This window comes from uncultured Winogradskyella sp. (assembly GCF_947498005.1).
GTDB lineage: Bacteria > Bacteroidota > Bacteroidia > Flavobacteriales > Flavobacteriaceae > Winogradskyella.
Map to the genome: position 1 here is coordinate 231,704 of NZ_CANMIW010000005.1, position 25,632 is coordinate 257,335.

Here is a 25,632-nt window from a genome sequence, read left to right on the forward strand (position 1 = left end):
GGCAATTCAATTCAACATAAAAGATAGATTTAACCAAGAACTTCCTGCAGATAAAATTCTAGAGAATTCTAGAAGACAGGTAAAGGAAGCGTGTTTTTCTTACGTTACACCAAAAATTCCTAGTAAGCCGTCATTAATTCATGTTTCACCAGAAATGTTAGCAAATTTAGGTCTAACGGAAGCAGATAGTAAAACACAAGAATTTTTAAACGTAGTTACAGGTGCTGAGCTTATACCCAATACAAAACCGTATGCTATGTGTTATGCTGGTCATCAATTTGGTAATTGGGCTGGGCAGTTAGGCGATGGTCGTGCGATAAATTTAACGGAAATAGAGCACAATGATAAACATTGGGCTTTGCAGTTAAAAGGTGCTGGCGAAACACCATACTCGCGCTCAGCAGATGGTTTGGCAGTTTTAAGGTCTTCCATAAGAGAATACTTGTGTAGTGAAGCCATGTTTCATTTAGGCGTGCCAACTACAAGAGCTTTATCGTTAAGTTTATCTGGCGATGAGGTGCTACGAGATGTTATGTATAATGGCAATGCAGCTTACGAAAAAGGAGCCATTGTAAGTAGAGTAGCAGAATCGTTTTTAAGATTTGGAAGCTATGAGATTTTTGCGTCAAAAGGCGATGCTAAAACACTAAAAACTTTGGTAGATTATACCATAAAGTATCATTATGCGGAATTAGGAGAACCGTCTAAAGAAACCTATATCGCTTTTCTAAAAGCAGTTACAAAACGAAGTTTAGATATGGTTGTGCATTGGCAACGTGTTGGTTTTGTGCATGGTGTAATGAATACAGATAACATGTCTATTCTCGGATTAACCATAGATTACGGACCATATGGTTGGTTAGAAGGTTACGACCAAGGTTGGACGCCAAATACCACTGATAATACACACAAAAGATATCGCTTTGGCACACAACCACATATTGTACTTTGGAATTTAATTCAACTCGCTAACGCACTGTATCCATTAGTAGAAGAGGCAGAACCTTTAGAAGAGATTCTTAATAATTACCAAATTGAAGTTCAATTAGAGCTTCAAAATATGATGTGTTCTAAATTAGGTTTAAAAGTGGAAGACCGAAATGATATTCAACTTATTGAAGTCTTAGAAGACGTATTGCAGCGTTCGGAAACAGATATGACTATCTTCTTCAGGAATTTAGCAAATTTAGAAAAAGAAAATACAGAAAATTGGTACGCTACAATTGAAGATGCCTTTTATAATCCAGAAGAAATTTCAAAGGAAATTAAACAACAATGGTCAGCTTGGTTTAAAAGCTATGAAGAGCGTTTAACGCTTGAAACATTGTCAGATGCTGAAAGAAAATCTGAAATGAATAACATAAATCCTAAATATGTGCTTCGTAATTATATGGCGCAACTAGCTATAGATGATGCAAATAAAGGTAATTATGATTTAATAGATGAATTATTCAATCTATTAAAAAAACCATATGATGAGCAACCAAATTTAGAAAAATGGTTTGCAAAACGACCAGAATGGGCAAGAGATAAAGTGGGTTGTTCTATGTTATCTTGTAGCTCTTAAAAACATAAAATTTTTTACTTAAACACTGTAATTTATTTTAAAAATAGAGACTAAGTTTAATGTCATTTAAATTAAAAAATAGAAATAAAAAAATGTCAGAATATAAAAAAGCATATATAGCAGGAGGTTGTTTTTGGGGAATGGAAGATTTGTTTAGAACACGTCCCGGAATTATAGATACAGAAGTAGGTTACCAAGGTGGCGAAAATGAGAATCCGAGTTATAAATATCATCCTGGTCATGCGGAAGGTTTAGAGTTAACTTACGATCCAAATATAACCTCATTTAAAGAAATTTTAGACTACTTTTTTAGAATGCACAATCCTACAACGGTAGACCAACAAGGCAATGATAAAGGCTCTAGTTACCGTTCTGCTATTTTTTATCAGAATGAAGAAGAGAAGCAAATTGCAGAAGAAATGATTGCTATTGTTGATGCTTCTGGTAAATGGGATAGTAAAGTGGTTACTACGTTAGAGCCTTTTGCACCATTTTGGCAAGCCGAAGAAAATCATCAAGATTATTTAGTAAAAAATCCAAATGGCTACACGTGTCATTACCTCAGATTTGAAGAACCTTATATCTAAAAGAACTTAATTTTAAGACGTATTGAAACTAAAAGATTTAGGCTTAGGCACAGCCGCAATTGGCAGACCAGTTTACATTAATATAAAAGAAAATGCTGATGAGAAACCGTTTAATTTGCCAGCATTTAAAACTGATGGATTAAAGGTTTTAGACGAGGCTTATAACAAAGGCATTCGGTTTTTTGATACGTCGCCTGGTTACGGTTTAGCGGAAGATTTATTGGTAGATTGGTTAAAGCAAAAAAACGACCCAACCATCAAAGTCTCTACAAAATGGGGTTATACCTATGTGGCAAATTTTAAATCAGATGCAACGGTACATGAAGTTAAAGAGCATTCGCTTAAAAAATTAAATGAGCAGTGGGAACAGTCTAAATTACTGTTGCCAAATTTAGGATTGTATCAAATACATTCTGCAACTTTAGATACTGGTGTGTTAGATAATTTAGACGTACTAAAACGCTTGCACCACATAAAGAAAACATATAATATTACCATTGGTTTATCTACAACAGGTAATAACCAAACAGCGGTTTTAGAAAATGCGTTATCTATTGAAGTTGAGAATGAAAGCTTGTTTCAATCGTATCAGAGTACTTTCAATATTTTAGACCAAAGTTTAGCACCATATAAAAACGAATTACAAAAATTGTCTGGTCCATTTATTATTAAGGAAGCTCTGGCAAATGGACGATTAATTCCTAACTCAAATTATTTTGACTATAAAAATCTTTATACGTTTATAAGTCAATTGGCTGATAAATACAATGTAGGTGCAGATGCTATTGCTTTAAATTATTGCGAATCTGTTTTTCCTGAAGCTATAGTTTTAAGCGGTGCTAATAATAGTAAACATTTAGAGGCTAATCTAAAAGCAGCTGAGTTTTCTCTAACCAATTCTGAAGTAGAACAATTAAGTGCTTTCGGAATTTCTAGCGAAAAATATTGGCAAGAACGAAAACAACTAAAATGGCATTAATTACCTTTAATACGTTTCCATAAACTGAATAATAAAGCCTTTCCGTCTGTTGTTTTTTTCTCTTGTTCTATAAAATTAACGTTGCCAGAAGCATCCACATCTATTAAATATTTAAACACAAAATCTTGAGAATTGGGTTTTAAATTCATCAAACCAAAACGCAAATCATTGTAATACAATTTGTCGTCTACTTGGTTAATAGTGTACCAACCTTTAGAAATAGCAATCATTTGTTTTACCTTCTCGTTTTCTATAAGATTACCTAATAAATGATGATTTTTAGGATAGGTTTCAAATGAAATTTCTTGGGTGTCAAAAAAGGAATAATCCGCAATAAGATAGTGGTCTTTAGTGTCTACGTTAGCATTCCAAAGTATTGTATTTAAGGCAGAAGGTCTAGTATCTAACTGTTGGTATGGAATATTTTGAAGTGTTAAGGCGTATTCAAATTTAGTAAATGCTAAACTTTTAAGTAGAAATGTAAGTGCTAAATAAGTAGTGCTTAAGGTAAGACCTATCGTATTATAGACCTGTCTTTTTTTAGAGGCACGTTTTTGAAATAGTACTAAAATAACACAAATTAAAAACGGTAAGGTGTACATTGGGTCTACAACAAAAATGGTTTTAAAAGCTAATCTTAAATCTAATGGCCAAAATAATTGCGTTCCCCAAGTGGTATGTGCATCTAAAATAGGATGGGTAATAAATGCCCAGAAAAACAGCCAAGACCAACCTTTAAAATCTTTGTATTTCTCATATTTAGAAACCAACCAACCAAAAACAGGCGCAAAGAGCACTGAAAATAGTACAGAATGTGTAAACCCACGATGCATAGCTAGTGCAGAAACCGTATCTGTAAAATAAGAAGCAAACACATCTAAATCTGGAATTGTACCAGCAATAGCACCATACAAAAGTGCTTTGTTTCCTACTTTTTTTCCTAAAACAGCTTCGCCAACGGCTGCACCTAAAACAATTTGAGTGAGTGAATCCATAATTGGTGGTAAAAATACGCTTTCTCTAATAGAAATGAGATATGAGAAACTTGGTAATCTCAATGTTCTTATTGTAACAAAAGTTACGTTAAAGACAAGTTGAACTCAGTATCTTTATTCAAACTTATTCGGTATGAAAAATAGTCTATTATTACTTGTTTTGGTTGTGTTTTTAGTGAGTTGTAACTCAAATAAAAAAGACCCTTATAGTGCAGCGAATAAAGAGGTCGCAGCCAAAGAACATCCTGGTAAAAAACTAATGGAAACTAATTGTAATATATGTCATAGTCCTGCAGCTACGCAACAGAATAGAATTGGACCACCAATGATTGCTATAAAAAGACATTATATAGATAGTGGAACCACAAAAGAAGAGTTCGTTTCTGCCATACAAGCTTGGATTAAGAATCCTAATGCCAAAGACGCAAAAATGTTTGGTGCTGTAAAACGATTTGGAGTTATGCCAAAACAGGCTTATCCAGAGAAAACAATAGAACAAATTTCAGAGTATTTGTACGATTTTGAAATTGAACAACCAGATTGGTTTGAGGCGCATTACAATGAAGAAATGGGAAACCGAAAAGGGACAGGTAATGGTAAAGCCATGCAGAACAAAGAGAATAAACAACAGGTAGAAGTGAATTTTGAAGATTTGCCGTATGGCGAACGTGGTTTAAAATATGCCTTAACGACTAAAGTTGTTTTAGGCAAAAACTTAATGGGTACCATTCAACAAAAAGGTGTTTTAGAAGCTTTAAAGTTTTGTAATGTGCAAGCGTATCCTTTAACAGATAGTATGGCTGTTGTGCATGATGCGAAAATAAAACGTGTTTCAGAGCAACCAAGAAATCCAAATAATAAAGCCAATAGAGAAGAGCTAAAATATATTGAAGACTTTAAACAAACCATCGCTAACAATGAAGAACCCAAGCCACTTGTTAAAGAGTTTGATAATAATGTTAAGGTTTATTACCCAATTACGACCAATACAATGTGTCTACAATGTCACGGAAAACCAAATGAAACAATAGATAAATTAACCTTAACTAAAATTAAAACGTTATACCCAATGGATAAAGCTATTGGCTATGGCGAAAATGAAGTAAGAGGTATATGGAGTATTTCTTTTGATAAATAAATAATGTCAGGTATGAGTAAATTTTCAGAAATAATAAATAAAGACCAACCCGTTTTAGTCGATTTTTTTGCGGATTGGTGCGGACCATGTAAAATGTTGAGTCCTATTTTAAAACAGGTAAAAGACGAGTTAGGTAATGATGTGGCTATCATTAAAATTGATGTAGATAAAAATCAATCTTTAGCAACAAAATACCAAGTAAGAGGTGTGCCAACAATGTTACTTTTTAAAAACGGTAAGCAAGTTTGGCGACAGTCTGGCGTTTTGCAAAAAGATGAAATAATAAAGATAATATCAAGTACTAATTAAGTTTTTTTAATACATGATAAATGTCATATTTCAAGATGATGTAAGTTCTTAATTTTACATCAAGAAATAATAACAATAACATGATTAAATCTTCAATAGCTCTATATAGCTGGACAAATGGCGTTATAATGATTGCAATTTTCGCTGTAGTATGTATTACCTTGGTTGGAATATTAATTAATTTTATGTCTAAGGGAAAGCCTAAAGACGAAGAAACAAAAGAACTTTAATAACAACAAATTTATATAAAATAAGAAAGGTTGTCTATTAATTTAGATGACCTTTCTTTGTATCAAAAGTTACGTAATTTTCTTTTTTTCTGTCGTATTTTTATAGCTCAAAATCAGGCTATGGAGGATATGCTTTTTTACGATAGATTGCAGTTTGCTTTTACTATCACTTTTCACTACATTTTTCCGCAATTAACCATGGGACTTTCATTAATGATTGTCTATTTTAAATGGAAATATCTCAGGAATAAAATCGAAAAATATAACAATGCAGCGAAGTTTTTCATGAAAATTTTTGCTGTTAACTTTACAATGGGAGTTGTAACTGGTATTCCTATGGAATTTCAGTTTGGTACCAATTGGGCAAAGTTTTCTGAGTTGACAGGTGGCATTATTGGTCAGACTTTAGCCATGGAAGGTATGTTCTCTTTCTTTTTAGAATCCTCATTTTTGGCGCTCTTTATTTTTGGAGAAAAATTAATGGGTCAGAAATTACATTTCTTAACTGGCCTTTTTGTGTTTATAGGTTCGTGGGCAAGTGGTTGGTTTATTTTGGCTACCAATGCTTGGATGCAGCATCCTGTAGGACATGAGGTTTTAGAAAATGGAAAATTTGTTTTAGATAATTTTTCAGAACTATTTACAAACCCTTGGTTAATTCCTGCTTTTTTACATAATCAAATGGCTTCTGTAGTTACGTCTGCTTTTGTGGTAGCCAGTATAGGTGCATTTTATATTTTAAGAAATAAACAAACCGAGTATGGTAAGTTGTTCTTAAAAACAGGTGTCATTTTCGGATTGATTTCTAGTCTGTTGGTGGCTTTTCCAACAGGCGACTGGAATGCTAAAAACGTCGCAAAATATCAGCCTGGGACTTTTGCAGCGATGGAAGGTATTTTTGAAACCGAACATGCAGGCGCAGAAATTGTTCTTATTGGGCAGCCAAACATGTTAGATAAGAAATTAGATAATAAAATTGCAGTGCCAAACATATTAAGCTTTTTAACTTATCAAGATTGGGATAGGCAAATTGCTGGTATGGACCAATTTAAAGCCGAAGAATTACCAGATAACATTCCTGCATTATATTATTCATACCATATTATGGTTGGCTTGGGTACTATTTTTATTGGTGTAATGTTTGTAGCGTTGTTCTTTTTATGGCGAAAAAAATTGTTTACCATGAAGCCATTACTTTGGATGATTATGTTTCTAGTTCCATTTCCTTACATCGCTAATATTACAGGTTGGTACACGGCAGAATTGGGTAGACAACCGTATTTGGTCTATGGTTTATTAAAAACTAGCGATGGTATTTCGCCAACAGTCTCATCAGGAAATACACTTTTTACTTTACTTGGTTTTGTAGCTTTATATATGCTTCTTGGACTCTTGTTTTTGGTCTTAGTTGGTAAAACTATAAATGAAGGTCCAAATCATCAAAAACATTAATTATGGAAATATTTTGGTACATCGCAATTGCAATTGTTTTAGCAATATTTTTTGTTTTAGATGGATATGATTTTGGCGCAGGAATTGTTCATTTATTCTTTGCTAAAGAAGAAAAGGATAAGGAGGTCATTACTAAATCTGCTGGTTTATTTTGGGATTCTAATGAAGTGTGGTTAGTCGCAGCAGGAGGCATGCTTTTTATGGCCTTTCCAACCTTTTATGCATCTGTGTTTAGTGGCTTCTATTTACCATTAATAATTGTATTATGGTTGATTGTTTTTAGAGCAATAGGTTTAGAATTTAGAGGGCAATTTAAATACCAAATGTGGAAAGATATTTGGGATAAATCATTCGGTGTTTCTAGTTTATTATTGGCTTTATTCTTTGGAATTGCGCTAGGAAACATCGTAAGAGGTGTAAATTTAGGTATTGTAGATAATGGAGTTGCTGCGCATGAAGGGCATTATTTTTTCTTACCATTATGGGATAGTAGTTTTAGTCCTTTAACAGAGCATCCAGGTGTAATTGATTGGTTTACGGTGTTAATCGGCATCATTTCTGTCGTAACCTTAACAATTCATGGTGCTAATTGGGTTATACTAAAAACCAATTCTTCAATTAATAATAAACTCAAAGGCGTAATTTTTAAATTGAATATTACGCTCGCAGTCCTTACAGCTCTTTCATTGATATTGTGGCAAAATGTGAATCCTAACTCGTTAGATAATTTTGCAGACAAACCTTATTTACTAGTTTTTCCTATTGTTTATTTAGCAGGTTTGGTTGGTTTGTTTTTTATTAAAAAAATAAAGAAAGATAGTCATGCTTTTCTGTTTTCAACCTTATTGATTTTAGGCGGAATTACATCGTCTTTAGCATCGCTTTTTCCTGTGATATTACCTTCAGTTAATGATGTGCACGAGCATCTTACTATTTATAATACGTCTGCATCACAATATGGCTTATCTGTTGCTTTAACTTGGGGAATTCTTGGATTTATTCTCATTGTTGTTTATATGATTGTTCAAAAACGATTAACAAGCGGGAAGATTGATAACATGGATTATGGTCATTAATTTTATTTAAATGACAGGCACTCTAATTTCATTAATAAGTATCATAATTGGCATTATTTCGGCTAATACCTTTGGTTCTATCTTTAAGAAATATTCATTAGGCTTTAAAGGCAACACTTTAATTGGTGTTTTTGGAAGTATCTTACTAATTAAAACGTTTGGACGCTTAGGTTTTGACCCATGGTCTATTATGAACAATGGCGATTTTGATACGTTCCGTTTAATAATCAATATCTTGTTTTCTGCCTTAGGCGGAATTCTAGGACTTGTAGTTTCAAAATTTATTGTTTCTAAAATGAATAGAAATTCATCAAATAATTAATCTTTCTTGTGTAACTAAAGTTACTATCGAGCTCATTAAAGCAGAGTACCTTTAATGAAAACTAATAGTCATGTCTAAAATTGTCATTTTAGGAGCAGGTATTTCTGGTCATGTTGCTGCAACACATTTACGTAGAAAATTATCTAAACAACACGACGTTGTCGTTGTATCACCTAACAGTAATTATCAATGGATTCCATCCAATATTTGGGTTGGTATTGGTAGAATGAAGTCTGAAAAAATCTTGTTTCCACTTGCACCTTTATATAAAAAGAAAGGTATAAGCTATAAACAAGCTAAGGCCATTTCGTTTCACCCAGAAGGCAATAAAACAGAGCTAAAACCATATGTTTTGTCAGAATATGTTGCAGGAAATAACAAAGGACAACAAGAAAAAATAACATACGATTATTTAATAAATGCTACAGGACCAAAGTTGAATTTTGAAGCCACAGAAGGTTTAATTCCAGGGAAAAATAAAACCTATTCAGTTTGTACTTATACACATGCAGACCACGCTTGGGAAGGATTGAATGAAGTCATTCAACAAATGAAAAAAGGAAAAAAGGCGAAAATATTAATAGGGACAGGTCACGCTAAATCTACTTGTCAAGGAGCGGCGTTTGAGTACATATTAAATGTGGAGCAAGAACTTAGAAAGCATAATGTTCGAGATATGGCAGAAATCACTTGGATTTCTAATGAGTATGAGCTAGGTGATTTTGGAATGGATGGCATGTTAATGAGTTATGGAGACATGATAATGAAATCTAGTGAGCTTGTTGAAATGATTTTTGAAGACAGAGACATTAAATGGATTTTAGGTTCAGGCGTAAATAAAATCGAAGATGGATTAGCACATTATGAAACTTTAGATGGCGATTATAAAACAGAATCTTATGATTTTGCGATGTTAATTCCTGCATTTTCTGGCCATGGGTTTAAGGCATATGGTAAAAACAACGAGGATATTACAGAAAAACTTTTTAATGGGTTTATGATCGTTGATGCAGATTATACGGCAAAACCTTATGAAGAATGGAGAGTACAAGATTGGCCAGAAACCTATCAAAATCCAAGTTATAAAAATGTTTTTGCGCCAGGAATTGCGTTTGCGCCACCACATACGATCTCTAAACCTAGACTAAGTAAAAATGGAACAGCTATTTTTCCGGCACCACCTAGAACAGGAATGCCATCAGGAATTACAGCAAAATTAGTAGCTGATAATATTATCGATAATATTAAAAACGGCAAAGAAAATTTACATCATAAAGGTTCAATGGGGAATATGGGAGCCGCTTGTATAGCTTCAGCAGGATTTGGTTTTTGGAAAGGAAGTGGCGTAAGCATTACCACATATCCTATAGTTCCAGATTTTGAAAAATATCCTGATTCTCATGGAAGACATTATGGTAAAACTTTCGGATCTATTGGTCTTGCTGGTCATTGGCTAAAATTAATGTTGCATTACGCCTTTATTTACAAGGCAAAAATGAAACCATTTTGGTGGTTGATTCCAGAGTAGTTTTTATCCTAAGAGTTTAGATATAGGAATAATTTTAACAATGATTAATCACATAGGAGTAGTGTCCCCTTATAGGGACTTTAGAGGTGTTTTTCTAGTATTTAAAACGAATAAACAACAATTAATTAGTAATTACATATTATATTATCATGAAAAGAATATCACCAAGAATGCGTTTTAGAATGATGAATCCGTTTCTCCAGTTTTTCAAATTTATAATTTTAAGTATAAAAATTATGGTTATTGTAGCTGGTGGACATGGTGGAACAAGAGAAAATTCAAAATAATATATGAGAAAGATAATTATAGCAATTTTAGGGTTAAGTTTTATAGGGATTCATTCTTGTAAAAATGAAACTTCGAAGGAAATACCAGTAAAGGTTGAAACGATATTTGTAGAACCAACACCAATTGATGATGGCCGTATATCGCTAGATCTAAATCCAATGCAGAAAAACCATCAACTCTCTAATATGAGGAGTCATTTAGAAGCTGTGCAAGAAATTACACTTTTGTTGTCTAGAGAAGATTACGATAAAGCTTCAGAAATAGCATACACAAAGTTAGGATCTACTACCGAAATGAAATTGATGTGTGCCTCATTTGGAGATAAAGGTTTCGAAAATATGGGTTTAGAATTTCATAAAAGTGCAGATAAAATGAGTGAAATTTTTAAAGAAAGAAATAGAGAAAAAGCATTAGTTGCTTTATCAAATACAATAAATTACTGTGTGCAGTGTCATGCAACATATAAGCAGTAATATAAAAATTAACTGATGTGGTTATCAGTTTTTGGTTGGTTATTGAAGAGCGTTTATTTTTTTAATGAACGCTCTTCTTTGTTATAACCAGTAGTAATGGAAGAAATGGCATTAGGTAACCTTTGTTACTAACTATTATTTTTCTTCAATCTATTTTTGTCAGAACAAATAATAACACTGATGAAAATATCACATTTATTAATGATTTCTTTTTTGCTTTTAGGTATTTTAATTAATGCACAAGAATCAGTTACAATTACTAAATCAGAAGTCTTAACGAAAGTTTCAGAAAATAACACAAGCATTAAGATTTCTGAAGAAGATTTTAATCAAGCTAAAGCAGATTTTAGACAAACAAACGCAGTGTTTTTACCAAACATAACGGCTAGTCATACAGCACTGGCAACAACTAATCCGTTAATGGCTTTTGGTTCTAAATTGAATCAGGAAATTTTAACAGCAAGCGATTTTAATCCGGCTTTGTTAAACGACCCATCGCAAATTGAAAATTATGCGACTAAATTCGAAATTCAACAGCCATTAATCAACATGGATGGTATGTTTCAGCGTAAAGCAGCCAAATCTAAAATGGAGGCGATGGCTTTAAAAACTGAACGCATACAAGATTATTTAGCGTTTGAAGTAGAAAAAGCATATATGCAATTACAATTAGCTTACAAAGCGGTTGATGTTTTGGAAACAGCATTAGAAGCTGCAAATGCAAATAAAAGATTAGCAGATAATAGTCTAAAACAAGGGTATTTGCAACGTGCAGATGTGTTGAATGTTGAAGTTAGAGTTACAGAAGTACTAAACCAGTTACAGTCAGCAAAAAGTAATCTGCAAAACGCTTCCAATTACTTATCATTTTTAATGAATGATGACACCTATGTAGTTTATACGCCAACTGATGAATTAGTTGTTTCTGCAACTACAGTTGAAGATCAATCAATTTCTAAAAACCGTTCGGATATAAAGGCAATGCAATTAGCTTCTAATGCATATGAAGCAATGAGCAAAGCAGATAAAATGGCATTCTTACCAAGATTAAATGCTTTTGGAAGCTACGAGCTATACGACGACCAAATTTTTCAAGGTGATGCTAATGGCTATTTATTTGGTGCACAATTGAGTTGGGATATTTTTCAAGGATCTAAACGATTTGGAAAATCACAAAAAAGTAAATCGGAATTCGAAAAATCGAAATTAGAATACAAACAATATGTATCACAAAGTAATCTAGAATTGAATAAAGCAAAACGTGCTTTTATTGATGCTGAAAACAAATTGAAATTAAACAGTTTAGCTTTAGAGCAGTCCGAAGAATCTCTTAGAATTAGAACCAACAGATTTAAAGAAGGCTTAGAAAAAACATCGGATTTACTGATTGCTGAGACTCAGTTTGCTCAGAAGCAATTAGAATATTACCAAACCATTTTCGAATATAATTACGCGCAAGCGTACTTACAATTTTTAACAAAAGAATAATTTTTCCTGCAAGGTTTCCGAAACCTTGTAGGTACCAACATAAAAACAATCAAAATGAAAAAATATATTTATTTACTAACGCTTACAGCAACAGCATTTTTTGTAACCAGCTGCGGAAGTGAAGACAAGAAAACCGTTGAAGATAATTCGCCAGCAATTGTTGTAAAAACAAGTCAGGTGGAAGCCAATAGTAATAGTCCATTTTTAGCGGTTAGTGGTAAAATTCAAGCTACAAATAGTGCAGATTTAAGTACTAGAATGATGGGTTACGTTAATATAGTTCACGTAAATGTAGGCGATATAGTACATAAAGGGCAATTATTAGTGTCTATTAATAATAGCGATTTACAAGCCAAAAGAGCGCAAGTTAGCGCAGGAATCACTGAAGCAACAGCTGCTTTTAATAATGCACAAAAAGATTACAACCGTTTTAAAAATTTGTTTGCAGACAATAGTGCATCACAAAAAGAAATGGATGATATGACGGCAAATTTTGAAATGGCAAAAGCAAGATTAGAATCTGCTAACCAAATGAAAAACGAAGTGAACGCACAGTTTACTTACAGTAATATCACGGCGCCTTTTAGCGGAACAGTTACTAGTAAAAATGTAGAAGCTGGAAACATGGCGAATCCAGGAGTTCCATTAATTAGTATTGAAACACCAGGTGCTTTTGAAGTCATGGCGATGGTACCAGAGTCTGAAATTTCTGAAATTAAAAAAGGAACAACTGTAGATGTTTTGGTAAAATCTATTAACCAAACTATCAAAGGAAAAGTGACAGAAATAAGTACATCTGCGAAAAATACAGGTGGACAATATTTGGTAAAAATAGATTTAGATAAAACAGAAGCCAAAATTTTATCAGGCATGTTTACAACAGTTCAATTTCCGGTGGAAAGAAAAGCAAAAACTGCAATGGTTTTAGTACCAACTGAAGCTATTGTAACCAACGGACAATTATCTGGCATATATACACCAAGCCAAAGTAATACAGCCATGTTACGTTGGTTACGTTTGGGTAGAACTTTTGGAAATCAAGTAGAAGTATTATCTGGTTTAAATGCAGATGAAGCTTATATCGTTTCTGCAGAAGGAAAACTATATAACGGAGCTAAAATTTCAATTCAATAACTAAAAAATAACTCGTAACAGTTTTTCTCCTCTGGGGAAATTAAAAGGGGCCAATTATGAAAGAAGGTATCGCAGGAAAAATCGCCAAAGTCTTTATGCAGTCTAAGTTAACCGTGTTGTTAATGATTGTGTTTATGGTGGTTGGTGTTTATAGTTCGTTTTTAATTCCGCGTGAGGAAGAGCCGCAAATTGATGTGCCAATGGCAGATATTTTTGTTGGTTATCCTGGAGCTAGTCCTACGGAAGTGGAGTCGCGAGTGATTAAGCCGTTAGAGCAATTAATTTCGAATATTAAAGGTGTAGAATATGTGTATTCAACGTCGATGAAAGAGCAAGGTATGGTTATCGTGCAATTTTATGTTGGCGAAGATATTGAACGTTCGTTTGTAAAAATGTACAACGAAATTAATAAACACATGGACCAAATGCCTGCTGGTGTTACGTTTCCGTTAGTGAAAACGAGAGCGATTGACGATGTGCCAATGTTGGGTTTAACCTTGTGGAGTGAGAATTACGACGATTACCAATTAAACCAAATGGCTCAAGAGTTAGAGGCCGAAATTAAAAAGGTAAACGATGTTGCGATTACGCATAAAATTGGAGGAAGAGACCGTCAGTTGCGAGTGGTTTTAGATAAAGATAAATTAGCAGCAAGCGGATTAGATTTTCTGTCGGTTTCTGAAATGATTAAAGCCAACAACAGTCAATTAAGTGCTGGAAGTTTTGATAAAAGTGATACGGAATTCCTTGTAAATACTGGGAAGTTTTTAGCCTCAGTGACAGATGTCGAAAACTTAGTAGTTGGTGTGCAACAAAGTCAGCCTATTTATTTAAAGCAAGTGGCGAAGATTATTGATGGACCAGAAGTGCCTCAAAATTATGTGAGTTTAGGCTTTGGAAAAGGGAGTGAAGCTTCTGCCAAATATAAGTCTGAATATCCTGCTGTTACTATTTCTGTTGCTAAGCGAAAAGGTGCAGATGCAATGAAAATTGCAGAAGTTATTATAGATAAGTTAGAGCATTTGCGAAGCAGTTTAATTCCGGATGATGTTCATGTAGAAATTACAAGAAACTATGGAGAAACAGCGTCTCATAAAGTATCAGAATTATTGTTACACCTTATAGGTTCTATTGTTGCGGTTACAATTGTAGTGATGTTAGCTATGGGATGGCGAGGTGGATTAGTGGTGTTTTTATCTGTACCAATTACGTTTGCACTAACTCTGTTGAGTTATTATATGATGGATTACACGCTTAACCGAATCACACTTTTCGCGTTAGTATTTGTAACAGGAATCGTCGTCGATGATTCCATTATTATTGCCGAAAATATGCATAGGCATTTTAAAATGAAACGCTTGCCGTTTAAACAAGCGGCTTTATATGCCATTAACGAAGTGGGAAACCCAACCATTTTAGCAACATTTACAGTAATTGCTTCGGTATTACCAATGGCTTTTGTTTCTGGTTTAATGGGACCATATATGGCACCAATGCCAATTGGAGCTTCTATTGCGATGATTTTATCTTTATTTGTCGCCTTAACCATTACACCATATTTGGGTTATATTTTCTTAAGAGAAAAAGACAAAAAAGGTGCTGAAGAAAAACCAGAAAAAGCAGTAGAAGACACGTTTATTTACAGAGTTTACAACAAGTTTGAAAGACCACTTTTAGAAAGTAAAGGAAAGCGTTGGTTATTTTTATTAGGAACTTTTGCCGTATTAATGGGAACTATGGTATTGTTTTTTACAAATTCGGTAGCTGTAAAAATGTTGCCTTTTGATAATAAGAATGAATTCCAGGTGGTTATTGATATGCCTGAAGGAACAACGCTTGAAAGAACAGGAGTTGTTGCTCAAGAGATTTCACAGTATTTATCTAACAGACCAGAAGTTGTTAATTATCAAAACTATGTTGGGACGTCTGCACCAATAACCTTTAACGGTTTGGTTCGTCATTACGATTTGCGTGGTGGAAGCAATATGGCTGATATTCAAGTGAATTTATTGTCTAAAGAAGACCGTTCTGCGCAGAGTCATGATATTGCAAAATTACTTCGTCCAGATATTCAGAAAATTGCAGCAAAATACAACGCGAATGTGAAGTTGGTGGAAGTGCCACCAGGACCACCAGTGTTATCGACTATTGTTGCTGAAGTTTATGGACCAGATTACGATGAGCAAATTAAAGTTGCAAACCATGTTCAAGACATTCTGAAAAACACAGATGATGTGGTAGATATTGATTGGATGGTTGAAGATGACCAAACCGAATATCAATTTGACATTAACAAAGAAAAAGCAATGTTATATGGTGTGGCACCGCAGCAAATTGCCTACACTATGAATATGGCTTTATCTAACAGAGCGATTACCAACATTTATGATGAAGATGCAGTAAACCAAATTGGTTTGGTGTTGGCTTTAGACGAAAAGGAAAAATCTACGATTACAGATATTTCACAATTGAAGGTTAAATCTAAAATGGGAAATATGGTTCCTATTTCAGATTTGGTAGATATTTCTGAAACAACAGCAGCAAAAAGTATTTATCACAAAAACCAGAAACGTGTGGTTTATGTCATGGCAGATATGGCTGGAGAATTAGAAAGTCCTGCGTATGCAATTTTAGGAATGGAGAAAAAGTTGAAAGAAATTCCATTACCAAAAGGTTACGAGATGAACGAAATGTATTTAGGTCAGCCCGAATTTGAAGATGATTATACTGTAAAATGGGATGGCGAATGGCAAATTACATTAGAAGTCTTTAGAGATTTAGGAATCGCCTTTTTAGGAGCCATTATCTTAATCTATATTTTAATTGTTGGATGGTTTCAAAACTTTAAAGCACCAGTGGTTATGATGGTGGCAATTCCGTTGTCATTAATCGGAATTATTCTAGGGCACTGGATTATGGGAGCGTTTTTTACGGCAACATCCTTTATAGGAATGATTGCATTAGCCGGAATTATGGTTAGAAATTCAGTTTTATTAATTGACTTTATCAACTTAAGAATAGAAGAAGGCGTGCCAATTAAACAAGCAGCAATTGAAGCTGGAGCGGTTAGAACTACACCAATATTACTTACGGCAGGAACGGTTGTTATTGGAGCATTTGTGATTTTGTTTGACCCCATTTTCCAAGGATTAGCTATCTCATTAATGGGAGGAACTATTGTATCTACTGTATTGACTTTGTTAGTTGTACCATTGGTTTATTACATGATAGAGAAAAAGAATTATAAATAATGAGATTCTGAAGCAAGTTCAGAATGACAAAAAACAAAGAAATGAAATTAGTCATAGTTACAGCAGTAGAAGAATATCAAAAAGAAGTGTTGAAGCTTTTTAAGAAAGCCAATATTCAGAATCTAAGTAGTTCTGATATTGATGGTCATAAAAATAGGCCATCAATAACGATGGCTTCAAGTTGGTTTCCTGGCGAGCAATTTGGTAACGAATCACGTTTGTTTTTTTCGTTTGCTGAGGATGGAAACATTGATGCGTTATTCGAATTGTTAAAAGTGTTTAATGAAAATTTAGAATCGAACAATCCTATTAAAGCGGTTGTGGTTCCTATTGAGACATATATATAATTTAAAAATTAATTAAAATGTTAAATACTTATTTCAGAGTCATCGTTGGTACAATGGTATTATTAAGTGTAGTACTTTCTGTTTATGTAAGTCCGTATTGGATGTGGTTTACAGTATTTATTGGTGTCAACTTAATACAGTCCGCATTTACCAAATGGTGCTTACTAGAAACTATTTTAGTGAGGCTAGGAGTTAAGAAAGAAGGTGGAAGTTGTTCCTCTTGTTAATTTTATGTTATAGAATGTAACAAATTATATTTGGTTGCGTCCTATAGGTGTAAAATCATCAATTATGGAATCAAATTACCACACGCTTAAACGCACAGACAATCAATTATTAGTCATAACACATTTATCTCAGTTACTAACGTATGTCACAGGTTTTGGTGGACTAATTGCCCCATTAATTCTGTGGGTAACACAGAAAGAACAGGTAGAGGGTATGGATGAGCACGGGAAATCTATTTTAAACTTTCAATTAAGTCTTGTTGTTTATTCATTAATAAGTATTCCTTTAATCTTTGCTCTTGGATTGGGAATTTTAATCTTAATATTAGTCGCAATCTTAGCATTTGTAATGCCGATTGTAAATGCTATAAAAGCTAGTAATGGAGAATTACCTAGCTATCCATTGTCTATTAATTTTGTTAGTTAGTTATTAAAAGAAATGGAAATAGAAAGGCTCATCGTTTGATGAGCCTTTTTTATTCCAGTATAGGCCAGAATCTCTTTTAATAATGATTATTATTAACGCAAAAAAAAACACTCAATCAAATGAGTGTTTTTTTTATATAATTTATTCATCTCTTTGTTAGAGATTTCTGCCTTCGCAGTAATTAGATTATGAGTTAAGCATCACTGGCATAACAAGCATAGTTACATGCTCACCTTCATCTAAACCATCAATTGGTGTTAAGATTCCTGCTCTGTTTGGTAAGCTCATTTCTAACTGTACGTTATCTGAACTTAAATTGTTAATCATTTCAGTAAGGAAACGTGAGTTAAAACCAATTTGCATATCGTCACCTTGATAATCACAAGTTAAACGTTCTTCAGCCTTGTTAGAGTAATCGATATCTTCAGCAGAGATATTTAATTCAGCACCAGCAATTTTAAGTCTAATTTGGTGTGTTGTTTTGTTAGAGAAAATACTAACACGACGAACAGAGTTTAAAAATTGTGTTCTGTCTATTACTAATTTATTTGGATTCTCTTTAGGTATTACGGCTTCGTAATTAGGGTATTTCCCATCAATTAAACGACAAATTAATACTGAGTTTTCAAAAGTAAACTTAGCATTAGATTCATTATATTCCACCAAGACATCATCATCACTTCCTGCTAAAATACCTTTTAAAAGATTTAAAGGTTTCTTAGGCATAATGAATTCTGCCGTTTCGGTAGCACTAACATCGTTTCTAGTATACTTTACCAACTTGTGAGCATCTGTAGCTACAAATGTTAAGTTATCTTGAGAAAATTGAAAGAATACACCACTCATTACAGGTCTTAAATCATCATTACCAGCTGCAAAAATAGTTTTACTAATTGCTGTGGCTAAAATGTCTCCCATTATCGTTGTTGTACTTGCATCTTCAATAGAAACTGCATTTGGGAATTCTGCACCATCAGCATAAGCTAAAGCATATTTACCATGATTAGAGCTAATTTCAACAGTATTGTTTTCTTCAACTACAAACGTTAAAGGTTGCTCAGGAAATGTCTTCAACGTATCTAATAGTAAACGTGCTGGTAAAGCAATGCTACCTTCAGAATCACTTTCTACATCAATCGTTGCAGACATTGTTGTTTCTAAATCACTCGCCGAAATCGTTAATTTCGATTGGCTCAGTTCAAATAGAAAATTATCTAAAATAGGAAGTGTATTACTGTTATTAATAACGCCTCCTAATACTTGGAGTTGCTTTAATAAATATGTGCTTGAAACAATAAATTTCATACTAAATATATGTGTTTAATACTTTTAATTGGTCTTACAAATATATCTTAATAGATGGGTTTTATAAAACAAACTTATTAACAAATTAGGCTTAAGAATACACAATTCGTAACAAACCTTCGCTAGAATTTTAAGATGCGTATTTTCGTTTTCTTAAATAGTTGAAGGCAAAACCAAATAAACCTAAAAGTATGAGTGGCAAGGCTATATTAATAAATTGCCAAGTACCCTTACTTTCCTTTACTTCATCTGCATTTAAAAATGCGACTGTAATTTCCTTGGCTCTTATGTTTATAAGTCCTGTGTCATCTAAAAGATAGTTCACTGTATTAAGAAGAAATTCCTTGTTACCAAACGATTTTCCTGTCATTTGATCAAAGCCTAATTCAAGAGGTCTATTCTTTATAACTTCATTTTTAGCAACGTTTCCGTCAGAAATTACAACCATTTTAGTTGCTGTACTTTTAGATTTATAGTTCTTAACCTTGAAGGGTAATACACGTTTGTCGTACACAGACGTAAATTCTCCTTCTAATAAAACTGCTAAATTCTGAGGGCCTAAATTGTAATTTTCTTCATCGGGTGCTAGCGTGACGTTTGCCAATGAAATTGTTGTTGGTGCACCTTCCGTTTTAGATTTAGGAGAACTTTGTAATAATATGGATTTTTTAATGCCATTTTTTAAGGTGTCAATCGGACTGGCAAAATCGAACTTTACTAAGTTTAAATTCTTGGTAATAGGATGATTTGGATTAGAGGCAGCCAATGGCGAGTATTGCCATTGTATGGGTTGCATTTGTGCCTGACTACCTTCACCAATAGATAACATAATAGGAGCAGAGTATAGGTCTTTTACTAAAGTAGGGTTAACACGAACACCGTATTTAAAGAAGAAATCATTCAACTTTAAATCGCGCATAATAGAAACACCAGTTCCTGTGGCATTGTACAAACTATCTTTATCCATCACAACAGATTCTGTAAGCCAAAGACTTTTTCCACCATTCATGGTATATTGGTCTAACACTAGTTTTTCATTTTCAGAAAAAGCAATACTTGGTTTCGCAGAAACAATTAAATCGTATTGTTCTAACTTCTCGAGAGTCCCTTGTGGATTGGTAGCCACACTATCTAAAGTGAATTGCGCCAAGTTGTAATAAGGCTTTATTGTTTTTAGAAAATCTGCAATGTAAATATCGCCTAACTGACCATTTCCTTTTAAGATGGCAATCTTCTTTTCTTTTGCTTTAACCAATTTACTAAATCCGTCCGCAAAAGCATATTCTAAAGATTGTACTGAATTATTAATCTGTTCTGGCAAACCAAGTGTAATGCTTCGTTTTAAAAGCGGAATTTTTAAAGTTTGGTCTTTGTAGCTTGCAAAAGCCCAAGGAAAAATAATATCTTGCGTCACTTTCCCAGTGCTATTATCGGTATTTATATATGGTTCTAAACCAGCATTTGTAAGTTCTTCGATGTATTGCTGTCGTGTGGCTTCATCCTTTACAGGATCAATGTAATTGACAAAAATCTGTTTAGATTCTAATTGAAATTCTTCAACCATCTGTTTCACTTCCGTTTGAAGCAATCTAAATTCTGAAGGAAAATCGCCTTCTAAAAACACATCGATTACTAAAGGCGAATCTAAATCACTAATTAATGATTTTGAAACATCCGAAAGTGTGTAACGATGGTCTTTAGTTAAATCGAAGCGTTGATACACTGAGCTCGATATTGCATTTACAATTACGAGTCCGATGATAATGGCTACGATATATAGTATAGTTTTATTTTTTTTCATTCTCGAAGGTTATTTCTTCTTGATAAGGTTTTATAGCGATGACTTTATCATCTTTAAATATAATTTCTACGCGTTCTTGTTGGTCGTTAAAAGCACCAGGTTCTATTCCAATGCCATAGTTCCACTTATTAGAATCGTGTCTTTTATTAGCTTCATCCCAACTAAGCCATTCTGCATTGCCTAAAAGTGTGGCTATGTCTTGTTTTGAAACACCAATGAGTGTATCAGATTCAATGGTGTGATCTATCATTTCGTAACGTAGCGCAGGATTTTCGACCCAAGCTTCTCTATCAAAATATTTTTGATGATGGTAATTACTAATAATATTTAAAAATGGATAAAACATATAGAAAAAAACAAATGGCGTAGCCACTAAACTGATAATAGCTGTGAGCCATTTACGCTTGTCTACAGTATTAAAAAACAAAAACAATAAGACAAAAACGAAGACTAAAAATATAACTAAAAGTGGAGTAATTATCATACTATTGTTTTTGGATTCTAAGTTTTGTAAACAATAAGAAGGCTAAAGCAATACTAATAAAATAGATTAAATCTCTAGTATCTATAACACCACGACTCATGCTGTTGTAATGCGCAGACATACCAAGGTTTTCCATATAAATAAGGTCTCCAAAAACGTTATAATTAGATAATCCTTCAAAACCAAAATAGAAAAAGAAACATATAAAAACAGCTATAATAAATGCTACAATTTGATTGTCTGATAGTGTAGAAGCAAAGACACCAATCGCTGTGTAAGCACCAACTAAAAACAAAAGCCCAAAGTAAGACCCAATGGTACTTCCCATATCTAAATTACCTTTAGGATTTCCTAATTGAGAAACCGTGTATACATAGAGCAAGGTTGGTATCAAAGCCATAATAATCAATACAAATGCACCAAAATATTTACCAAGTACAATTTGAAAATGTGAAATAGGCTTGGTTACTAATAGCTCTAAAGTCCCTTGTTTTTTCTCATCACTAAAACTACGCATGGTTACTGCAGGTACTAGGAAAATAAGAATCCATGGTGCTAATAAAAAGAACGATGATAAACTCGCTTGTCCACTATCTAAAATATTGAATTCGCCTTTAAAAACCCAAAGGAATAAACCATTGAGTAATAAAAATACACCAATCACTAAATAGCCAATTGGCGAGGCGAAAAAGGTGTTTATTTCTTTTTTAAGTATTGCTAACATATTTTAAATTCAGTATTCAGTATTCAGTATTCAGTATTCAGTATTCAGTATTCAGTATTCAGTGTTTTTTAACTTTTTTCTAACAGCTATTCAAGCGAAGCTAATTTATCCACACTCCAAGCTTCAGGTTTTCCGTTAAACAAAGGTTTAGTTTTAGACCAAACGGTTTTAAATAAATCAGAATGTCTGTAATTATTTAAATCGTTTTCAGAATTCCAATAACTATACGTAAAAAAGATGTTGGTATTATTCTGGTCTCTGTATAATTCTAAAAAATTACAACCTTCAAAATTCCTAATCTTATCCTTTACAGTTTCAAAATTAGCCAAGAATTCTTCAATTTTTGTCGGTTCAAAACTCAGTTTTACAATTCTTACTAACATATCTCAATTTACTTATTGTAGAATAGAAGGTCTTTTTATAAAATTAATGGTTACGGTATCCATAGATTTTAATCCCATTAAAGTAGATGCGCCACCTACGGTTGTGCAATTGCTTTTATAAACTGCTATTTCAATATAACCCGAAGAATTAAAAACAACCAAGCCATTACCTTCTACATCGCGTTTAGATTCTTCAATATCAAAATTTACTATATCGCTAAATTTGTTGTGTATTTTTTTAAATTTATGATTACGAGCAAACACTTCGTAAGTTCTTCCTTTTTGAATATTTTCAAAAAATTGCCGCTTTATATTAGTCACTACATTTCCGTAATTGTCAATATAAATAACACTGCCTATAATTTGGTTTTGTTCGTCGTTTACAAACGGAATTAAATTTTTAATTGGTTTAATAGTGTTAATAACTTTTCCTATCACATCTAAGGTTCCACCACGAGCAATATGGCAGGCAACCTTTACAAAGATATCTAAAACAGGGAAGTTGGTTTCAACCCTATCATGGATGTTTATTTCTACCAATTTCTCAGGTACAATTTCGTTACAAATCATACTCATAATACCATTATTGGCGCATATAAAGTAATGGTCGTCTAATTTAATTGCAATATGCTTGTTTTCAGGGCTTAACTCAGAATCTATTCCTATTAAATGAATCGTTCCTTTAGGAAAACTACTGTACGCATTTTGTATTATATAAGCTGCTTCAGAAATATTAAAAGGCGAAATAGAATGCGAAATATCTACAATATTTATCTGCTCAAGTTCACTAAAAATAGCACCTTTTATAGCGCCAACAAAGTGATCTTTTTCTCCAAAATCAGTCGTTAAAGTGATTATTGCCATGGATTGATTGTTGATATTTTTTTAAGAATTGTGATTGTAAAATTATTAGCTTTGTGTGTACACACCTTGTTGTACAAAATTAAGAAAAGAAAAGAGATTAACGCATTAAATAAAGCACGCTTTTGAACGAACTTATACTAGAACTCGAAGAAATCACACCAAAAGAATTCTTCGGTGCACAAAATGCAAATATTGCACTACTTAAAAAGTATTTTCCAAAACTAAAAATTGTAGCCAGAGGCAATAAAATAAAAGCCTATGGTGACGAAGATTTATTAGAAGAGTTTGATCGCAGAATGACCATGCTAATTAAGCACTTTGCAAAGTATAATAAGTTAGATGAGAATGTAATAGAGCGCGTCCTCACAAGTCAAAGCAGTGATGATTACGCAACATCCGCAAAAAGTGGCGAAGTTATAGTACATGGTGTTGGTGGAAAACTCATAAAAGCACAAACTGCAAATCAGCGCAAGTTGGTAGAAAGCATGCGTAAAAGCGATATGGTTTTTGCTATAGGACCAGCAGGTACGGGTAAGACTTATACAGGTGTTGCATTGGCCGTAAAAGCATTAAAAAATAAAGAAGTAAAGCGAATTATTTTAACACGTCCTGCAGTAGAAGCAGGCGAGAATTTAGGATTTTTACCTGGCGATTTAAAAGAAAAACTAGATCCATACATGCAACCTTTGTATGATGCCTTGCGTGATATGATTCCGGCAGAAAAACTAGACAGCTATATAGAAAAAGGTGTCATTCAAATCGCACCATTAGCCTTTATGCGTGGTCGTACCTTAGATAATGCCTTTGTTATTTTAGACGAAGGGCAGAACACCACACACGCCCAAATGAAGATGTTTTTAACACGTATGGGCAAAAACGCAAAGTTCCTTTTAACAGGTGATCCAGGCCAAGTAGATTTACCGCGTCGTTCTATTTCTGGACTAAAAGAAGCACTTTTGGTACTAAAAGATGTCGAAGGTATTGGCATGATTTATTTAGATGATAAAGACGTCATTCGTCATAAACTCGTTAAAAAAGTCATTGCAGCCTATAAAAGTATAGAAAACAGAGATTAATTTTTTTAGAAGCTATTTCCAGCTTTCCGCTATATCTTTTTTGCTTTTAATGGCAAAAAAGGATGCCGCTTCAATCTGGGCTAGGGCTTAACTCAACTATTAATAATCAAAACACACTAGTAGCTAAAAGCTAACAGAAAATGAACAATACTATAACAGATACCAATTTCAATTTTCCAAATCAAAAAAGTCTTTACAAAGGAAAAGTAAGAGCCGTTTATAATATTAACAATGAGCAATTAGTAATGGTTGCCACAGACCGTTTAAGTGCTTTCGATGTGGTTATGCCAAAAGGAATTCCGTACAAAGGGCAAATTCTAAACCAAATTGCAACCAAAATGATGAAGGAAACCGAAGATTTGGTGCCAAATTGGCTAGTAGCCACACCAGACCCAAATGTAGCTGTAGGTCATCTATGCGAACCTTTTAAAGTAGAAATGGTTATACGTGGTTATATGTCTGGCCATGCAGCAAGAGAATATAAAGCAGGTAAACGCATGCTTTGTGGTGTGCCAATGCCAGAAGGTATGAAGGAAAACGATAAATTTCCATCGCCAATAATTACGCCAGCTACCAAGGCAGAAATGGGTGATCATGATGAGGATATTTCTAGAGAAGACATTCTTAAAAAAGGAATCGTTTCTGAAGAAGATTACTTAGTATTAGAAGATTATACAAAAAAACTCTTTCAACGCGGAACAGAAATCGCAGCAGCAAGAGGATTAATTTTAGTAGATACTAAATATGAATTTGGTAAAACTAAAGACGGAAAAATTGTGTTGATAGATGAAATACATACACCAGATTCCTCGCGTTATTTCTATGCAGACGGTTACCAAGAACGTCAAGATAAAGGTGAATCACAAAAGCAATTGTCAAAAGAATTTGTTAGGCAATGGTTAATTGCCAATGATTTTCAAGGATTAGAAGGGCAAACAGTACCTTTCATGAGTGATGAATATATAGAATCTGTGAGTGAACGCTATATAGAATTATACGAAAACATCACAGGCGATAAGTTTGTAAAAGCAGATGTTTCAGATATTCAGAGTAGAATAGAAGCTAATGTTTTAGAGTATTTAAAGTAGAGGAGTTTAGTCATGTTGAACGGTAGTGAGATATCACATAATATTTTTGGTTGATAATTGTTGAATTATTGGTAGAATGCGATTTCTCG

General features: G+C 33.4%; 26 protein-coding genes. 19 read left to right on the forward strand and 7 right to left on the reverse strand.

The window, feature by feature from the left end; translation table 11 throughout:
• Nucleotides 1–4 precede the first annotated feature (4 nt).
• The 3 genes from Q0891_RS11085 to Q0891_RS11095 all read left to right on the forward strand — a co-directional run bounded on the left by Q0891_RS11085 (nt 5) and on the right by Q0891_RS11095 (nt 3,133).
• The gene (locus Q0891_RS11085) at nt 5–1,567 is read left to right on the forward strand and encodes a YdiU family protein (RefSeq protein ID WP_299101771.1); all 1,563 of its coding nucleotides are present in this window, start codon (nt 5–7) and stop codon (nt 1,565–1,567) included.
• A gap of 92 nt (nt 1,568–1,659) precedes the next feature.
• Nucleotides 1,660–2,154, forward strand: a complete 495-nt coding sequence (gene msrA / locus Q0891_RS11090) for a peptide-methionine (S)-S-oxide reductase MsrA (RefSeq protein ID WP_299101592.1) — start codon at nt 1,660–1,662, stop codon at nt 2,152–2,154.
• 22 nt (nt 2,155–2,176) lie between these two features.
• Complete coding sequence (locus tag Q0891_RS11095) at nt 2,177–3,133, forward strand: aldo/keto reductase (protein ID WP_299101593.1); 957 nt, start codon at nt 2,177–2,179, stop codon at nt 3,131–3,133.
• Here the strand turns inward: Q0891_RS11095 and Q0891_RS11100 are convergent.
• Complete coding sequence (locus Q0891_RS11100; RefSeq protein ID WP_299101594.1) at nt 3,130–4,128, reverse strand: metal-dependent hydrolase; 999 nt, start codon at nt 4,126–4,128, stop codon at nt 3,130–3,132. The genes Q0891_RS11095 and Q0891_RS11100 overlap by 4 nt on opposite strands.
• 133 nt (nt 4,129–4,261) lie before the next feature.
• On the opposite strand from Q0891_RS11100, the gene Q0891_RS11105 reads away from it, so the two are divergent.
• The 14 genes from Q0891_RS11105 (at nt 4,262) to Q0891_RS11170 (ending at nt 17,818) form a co-directional block, all read left to right on the forward strand.
• Nucleotides 4,262–5,266, forward strand: a complete 1,005-nt coding sequence (locus Q0891_RS11105; RefSeq protein WP_299101595.1) for a DUF3365 domain-containing protein — start codon at nt 4,262–4,264, stop codon at nt 5,264–5,266.
• Between the two features lie 12 nt (nt 5,267–5,278).
• Nucleotides 5,279–5,575 carry a thioredoxin gene (gene trxA / locus Q0891_RS11110; protein ID WP_299101596.1) on the forward strand — a complete coding sequence of 99 codons (297 nt, stop codon included), beginning with the start codon at nt 5,279–5,281 and terminating at the stop codon, nt 5,573–5,575.
• A gap of 350 nt (nt 5,576–5,925) precedes the next feature.
• Nucleotides 5,926–7,257 (forward strand): cytochrome ubiquinol oxidase subunit I, encoded by a 1,332-nt coding sequence (locus Q0891_RS11115; protein ID WP_299101597.1) that lies wholly within the window; start codon nt 5,926–5,928, stop codon nt 7,255–7,257.
• 2 nt (nt 7,258–7,259) lie between these two features.
• Nucleotides 7,260–8,333 carry a cytochrome d ubiquinol oxidase subunit II gene (cydB, locus tag Q0891_RS11120; RefSeq protein ID WP_299101598.1) on the forward strand — a complete coding sequence of 358 codons (1,074 nt, stop codon included), beginning with the start codon at nt 7,260–7,262 and terminating at the stop codon, nt 8,331–8,333.
• A gap of 10 nt (nt 8,334–8,343) precedes the next feature.
• Nucleotides 8,344–8,655, forward strand: a complete 312-nt coding sequence (locus Q0891_RS11125) for a hypothetical protein (RefSeq protein ID WP_299101599.1) — start codon at nt 8,344–8,346, stop codon at nt 8,653–8,655.
• Nucleotides 8,656–8,725: 70 nt separating this feature from the next.
• Nucleotides 8,726–10,183, forward strand: coding sequence for an FAD-dependent oxidoreductase (locus Q0891_RS11130; RefSeq protein ID WP_299101601.1), 1,458 nt, complete (start codon nt 8,726–8,728; stop codon nt 10,181–10,183).
• Between the two features lie 149 nt (nt 10,184–10,332).
• Entirely contained in the window at nt 10,333–10,470 is a 138-nt protein-coding gene (locus Q0891_RS11135; protein ID WP_299101603.1) for a hypothetical protein, read from the forward strand.
• Between the two features lie 3 nt (nt 10,471–10,473).
• A complete protein-coding gene (locus Q0891_RS11140) occupies nt 10,474–10,944 on the forward strand; it encodes a hypothetical protein (RefSeq protein WP_299101604.1) in 471 nt (156 codons plus the stop codon).
• A 180-nt stretch (nt 10,945–11,124) separates the two neighbouring features.
• On the forward strand, nt 11,125–12,432 hold the full coding sequence (locus tag Q0891_RS11145) for a TolC family protein (RefSeq protein ID WP_299101606.1): 1,308 nt from the start codon (nt 11,125–11,127) through the stop codon (nt 12,430–12,432).
• Between the two features lie 54 nt (nt 12,433–12,486).
• Nucleotides 12,487–13,566 (forward strand): efflux RND transporter periplasmic adaptor subunit, encoded by a 1,080-nt coding sequence (locus Q0891_RS11150; RefSeq protein WP_299101608.1) that lies wholly within the window; start codon nt 12,487–12,489, stop codon nt 13,564–13,566.
• A 56-nt stretch (nt 13,567–13,622) separates the two neighbouring features.
• On the forward strand, nt 13,623–16,817 hold the full coding sequence (locus tag Q0891_RS11155) for an efflux RND transporter permease subunit (RefSeq protein WP_299101610.1): 3,195 nt from the start codon (nt 13,623–13,625) through the stop codon (nt 16,815–16,817).
• 41 nt (nt 16,818–16,858) lie between these two features.
• Nucleotides 16,859–17,164: a hypothetical protein gene (locus tag Q0891_RS11160; RefSeq protein WP_299101611.1), complete on the forward strand. Its 306-nt coding sequence runs from the start codon at nt 16,859–16,861 to the stop codon at nt 17,162–17,164.
• Nucleotides 17,165–17,181: 17 nt separating this feature from the next.
• Nucleotides 17,182–17,391 (forward strand): DUF2892 domain-containing protein, encoded by a 210-nt coding sequence (locus tag Q0891_RS11165; RefSeq protein WP_299101612.1) that lies wholly within the window; start codon nt 17,182–17,184, stop codon nt 17,389–17,391.
• 64 nt (nt 17,392–17,455) lie between these two features.
• Complete coding sequence (locus Q0891_RS11170) at nt 17,456–17,818, forward strand: DUF4870 domain-containing protein (RefSeq protein WP_299101613.1); 363 nt, start codon at nt 17,456–17,458, stop codon at nt 17,816–17,818.
• 186 nt (nt 17,819–18,004) lie between these two features.
• Here Q0891_RS11170 and dnaN read toward each other — a convergent pair whose 3' ends face one another.
• The 6 genes from dnaN to Q0891_RS11200 form a co-directional block, all read right to left on the reverse strand.
• Entirely contained in the window at nt 18,005–19,123 is a 1,119-nt protein-coding gene (gene dnaN, locus Q0891_RS11175; RefSeq protein ID WP_299101616.1) for a DNA polymerase III subunit beta, read from the reverse strand.
• A 130-nt stretch (nt 19,124–19,253) separates the two neighbouring features.
• Complete coding sequence (gene gldG / locus Q0891_RS11180; RefSeq protein WP_299101618.1) at nt 19,254–20,924, reverse strand: gliding motility-associated ABC transporter substrate-binding protein GldG; 1,671 nt, start codon at nt 20,922–20,924, stop codon at nt 19,254–19,256.
• A complete protein-coding gene (locus Q0891_RS11185; protein ID WP_299101620.1) occupies nt 20,911–21,408 on the reverse strand; it encodes a hypothetical protein in 498 nt (165 codons plus the stop codon). The genes gldG and Q0891_RS11185 overlap by 14 nt, the downstream gene beginning before the upstream one ends.
• 1 nt (nt 21,409) lies before the next feature.
• Nucleotides 21,410–22,132: a gliding motility-associated ABC transporter permease subunit GldF gene (gene gldF, locus Q0891_RS11190; RefSeq protein WP_299101622.1), complete on the reverse strand. Its 723-nt coding sequence runs from the start codon at nt 22,130–22,132 to the stop codon at nt 21,410–21,412.
• An 86-nt stretch (nt 22,133–22,218) separates the two neighbouring features.
• A complete protein-coding gene (locus Q0891_RS11195; RefSeq protein ID WP_299101624.1) occupies nt 22,219–22,515 on the reverse strand; it encodes a putative quinol monooxygenase in 297 nt (98 codons plus the stop codon).
• A 12-nt stretch (nt 22,516–22,527) separates the two neighbouring features.
• Nucleotides 22,528–23,379: an SAM-dependent chlorinase/fluorinase gene (locus tag Q0891_RS11200; protein WP_299101626.1), complete on the reverse strand. Its 852-nt coding sequence runs from the start codon at nt 23,377–23,379 to the stop codon at nt 22,528–22,530.
• A gap of 122 nt (nt 23,380–23,501) precedes the next feature.
• Between Q0891_RS11200 and Q0891_RS11205 the strand changes: the two genes are divergently transcribed.
• Nucleotides 23,502–24,455: a PhoH family protein gene (locus Q0891_RS11205; RefSeq protein ID WP_299101628.1), complete on the forward strand. Its 954-nt coding sequence runs from the start codon at nt 23,502–23,504 to the stop codon at nt 24,453–24,455.
• Nucleotides 24,456–24,595: 140 nt separating this feature from the next.
• Nucleotides 24,596–25,543, forward strand: a complete 948-nt coding sequence (locus Q0891_RS11210) for a phosphoribosylaminoimidazolesuccinocarboxamide synthase (RefSeq protein WP_299101630.1) — start codon at nt 24,596–24,598, stop codon at nt 25,541–25,543.
• Nucleotides 25,544–25,632: the final 89 nt, after the last annotated feature.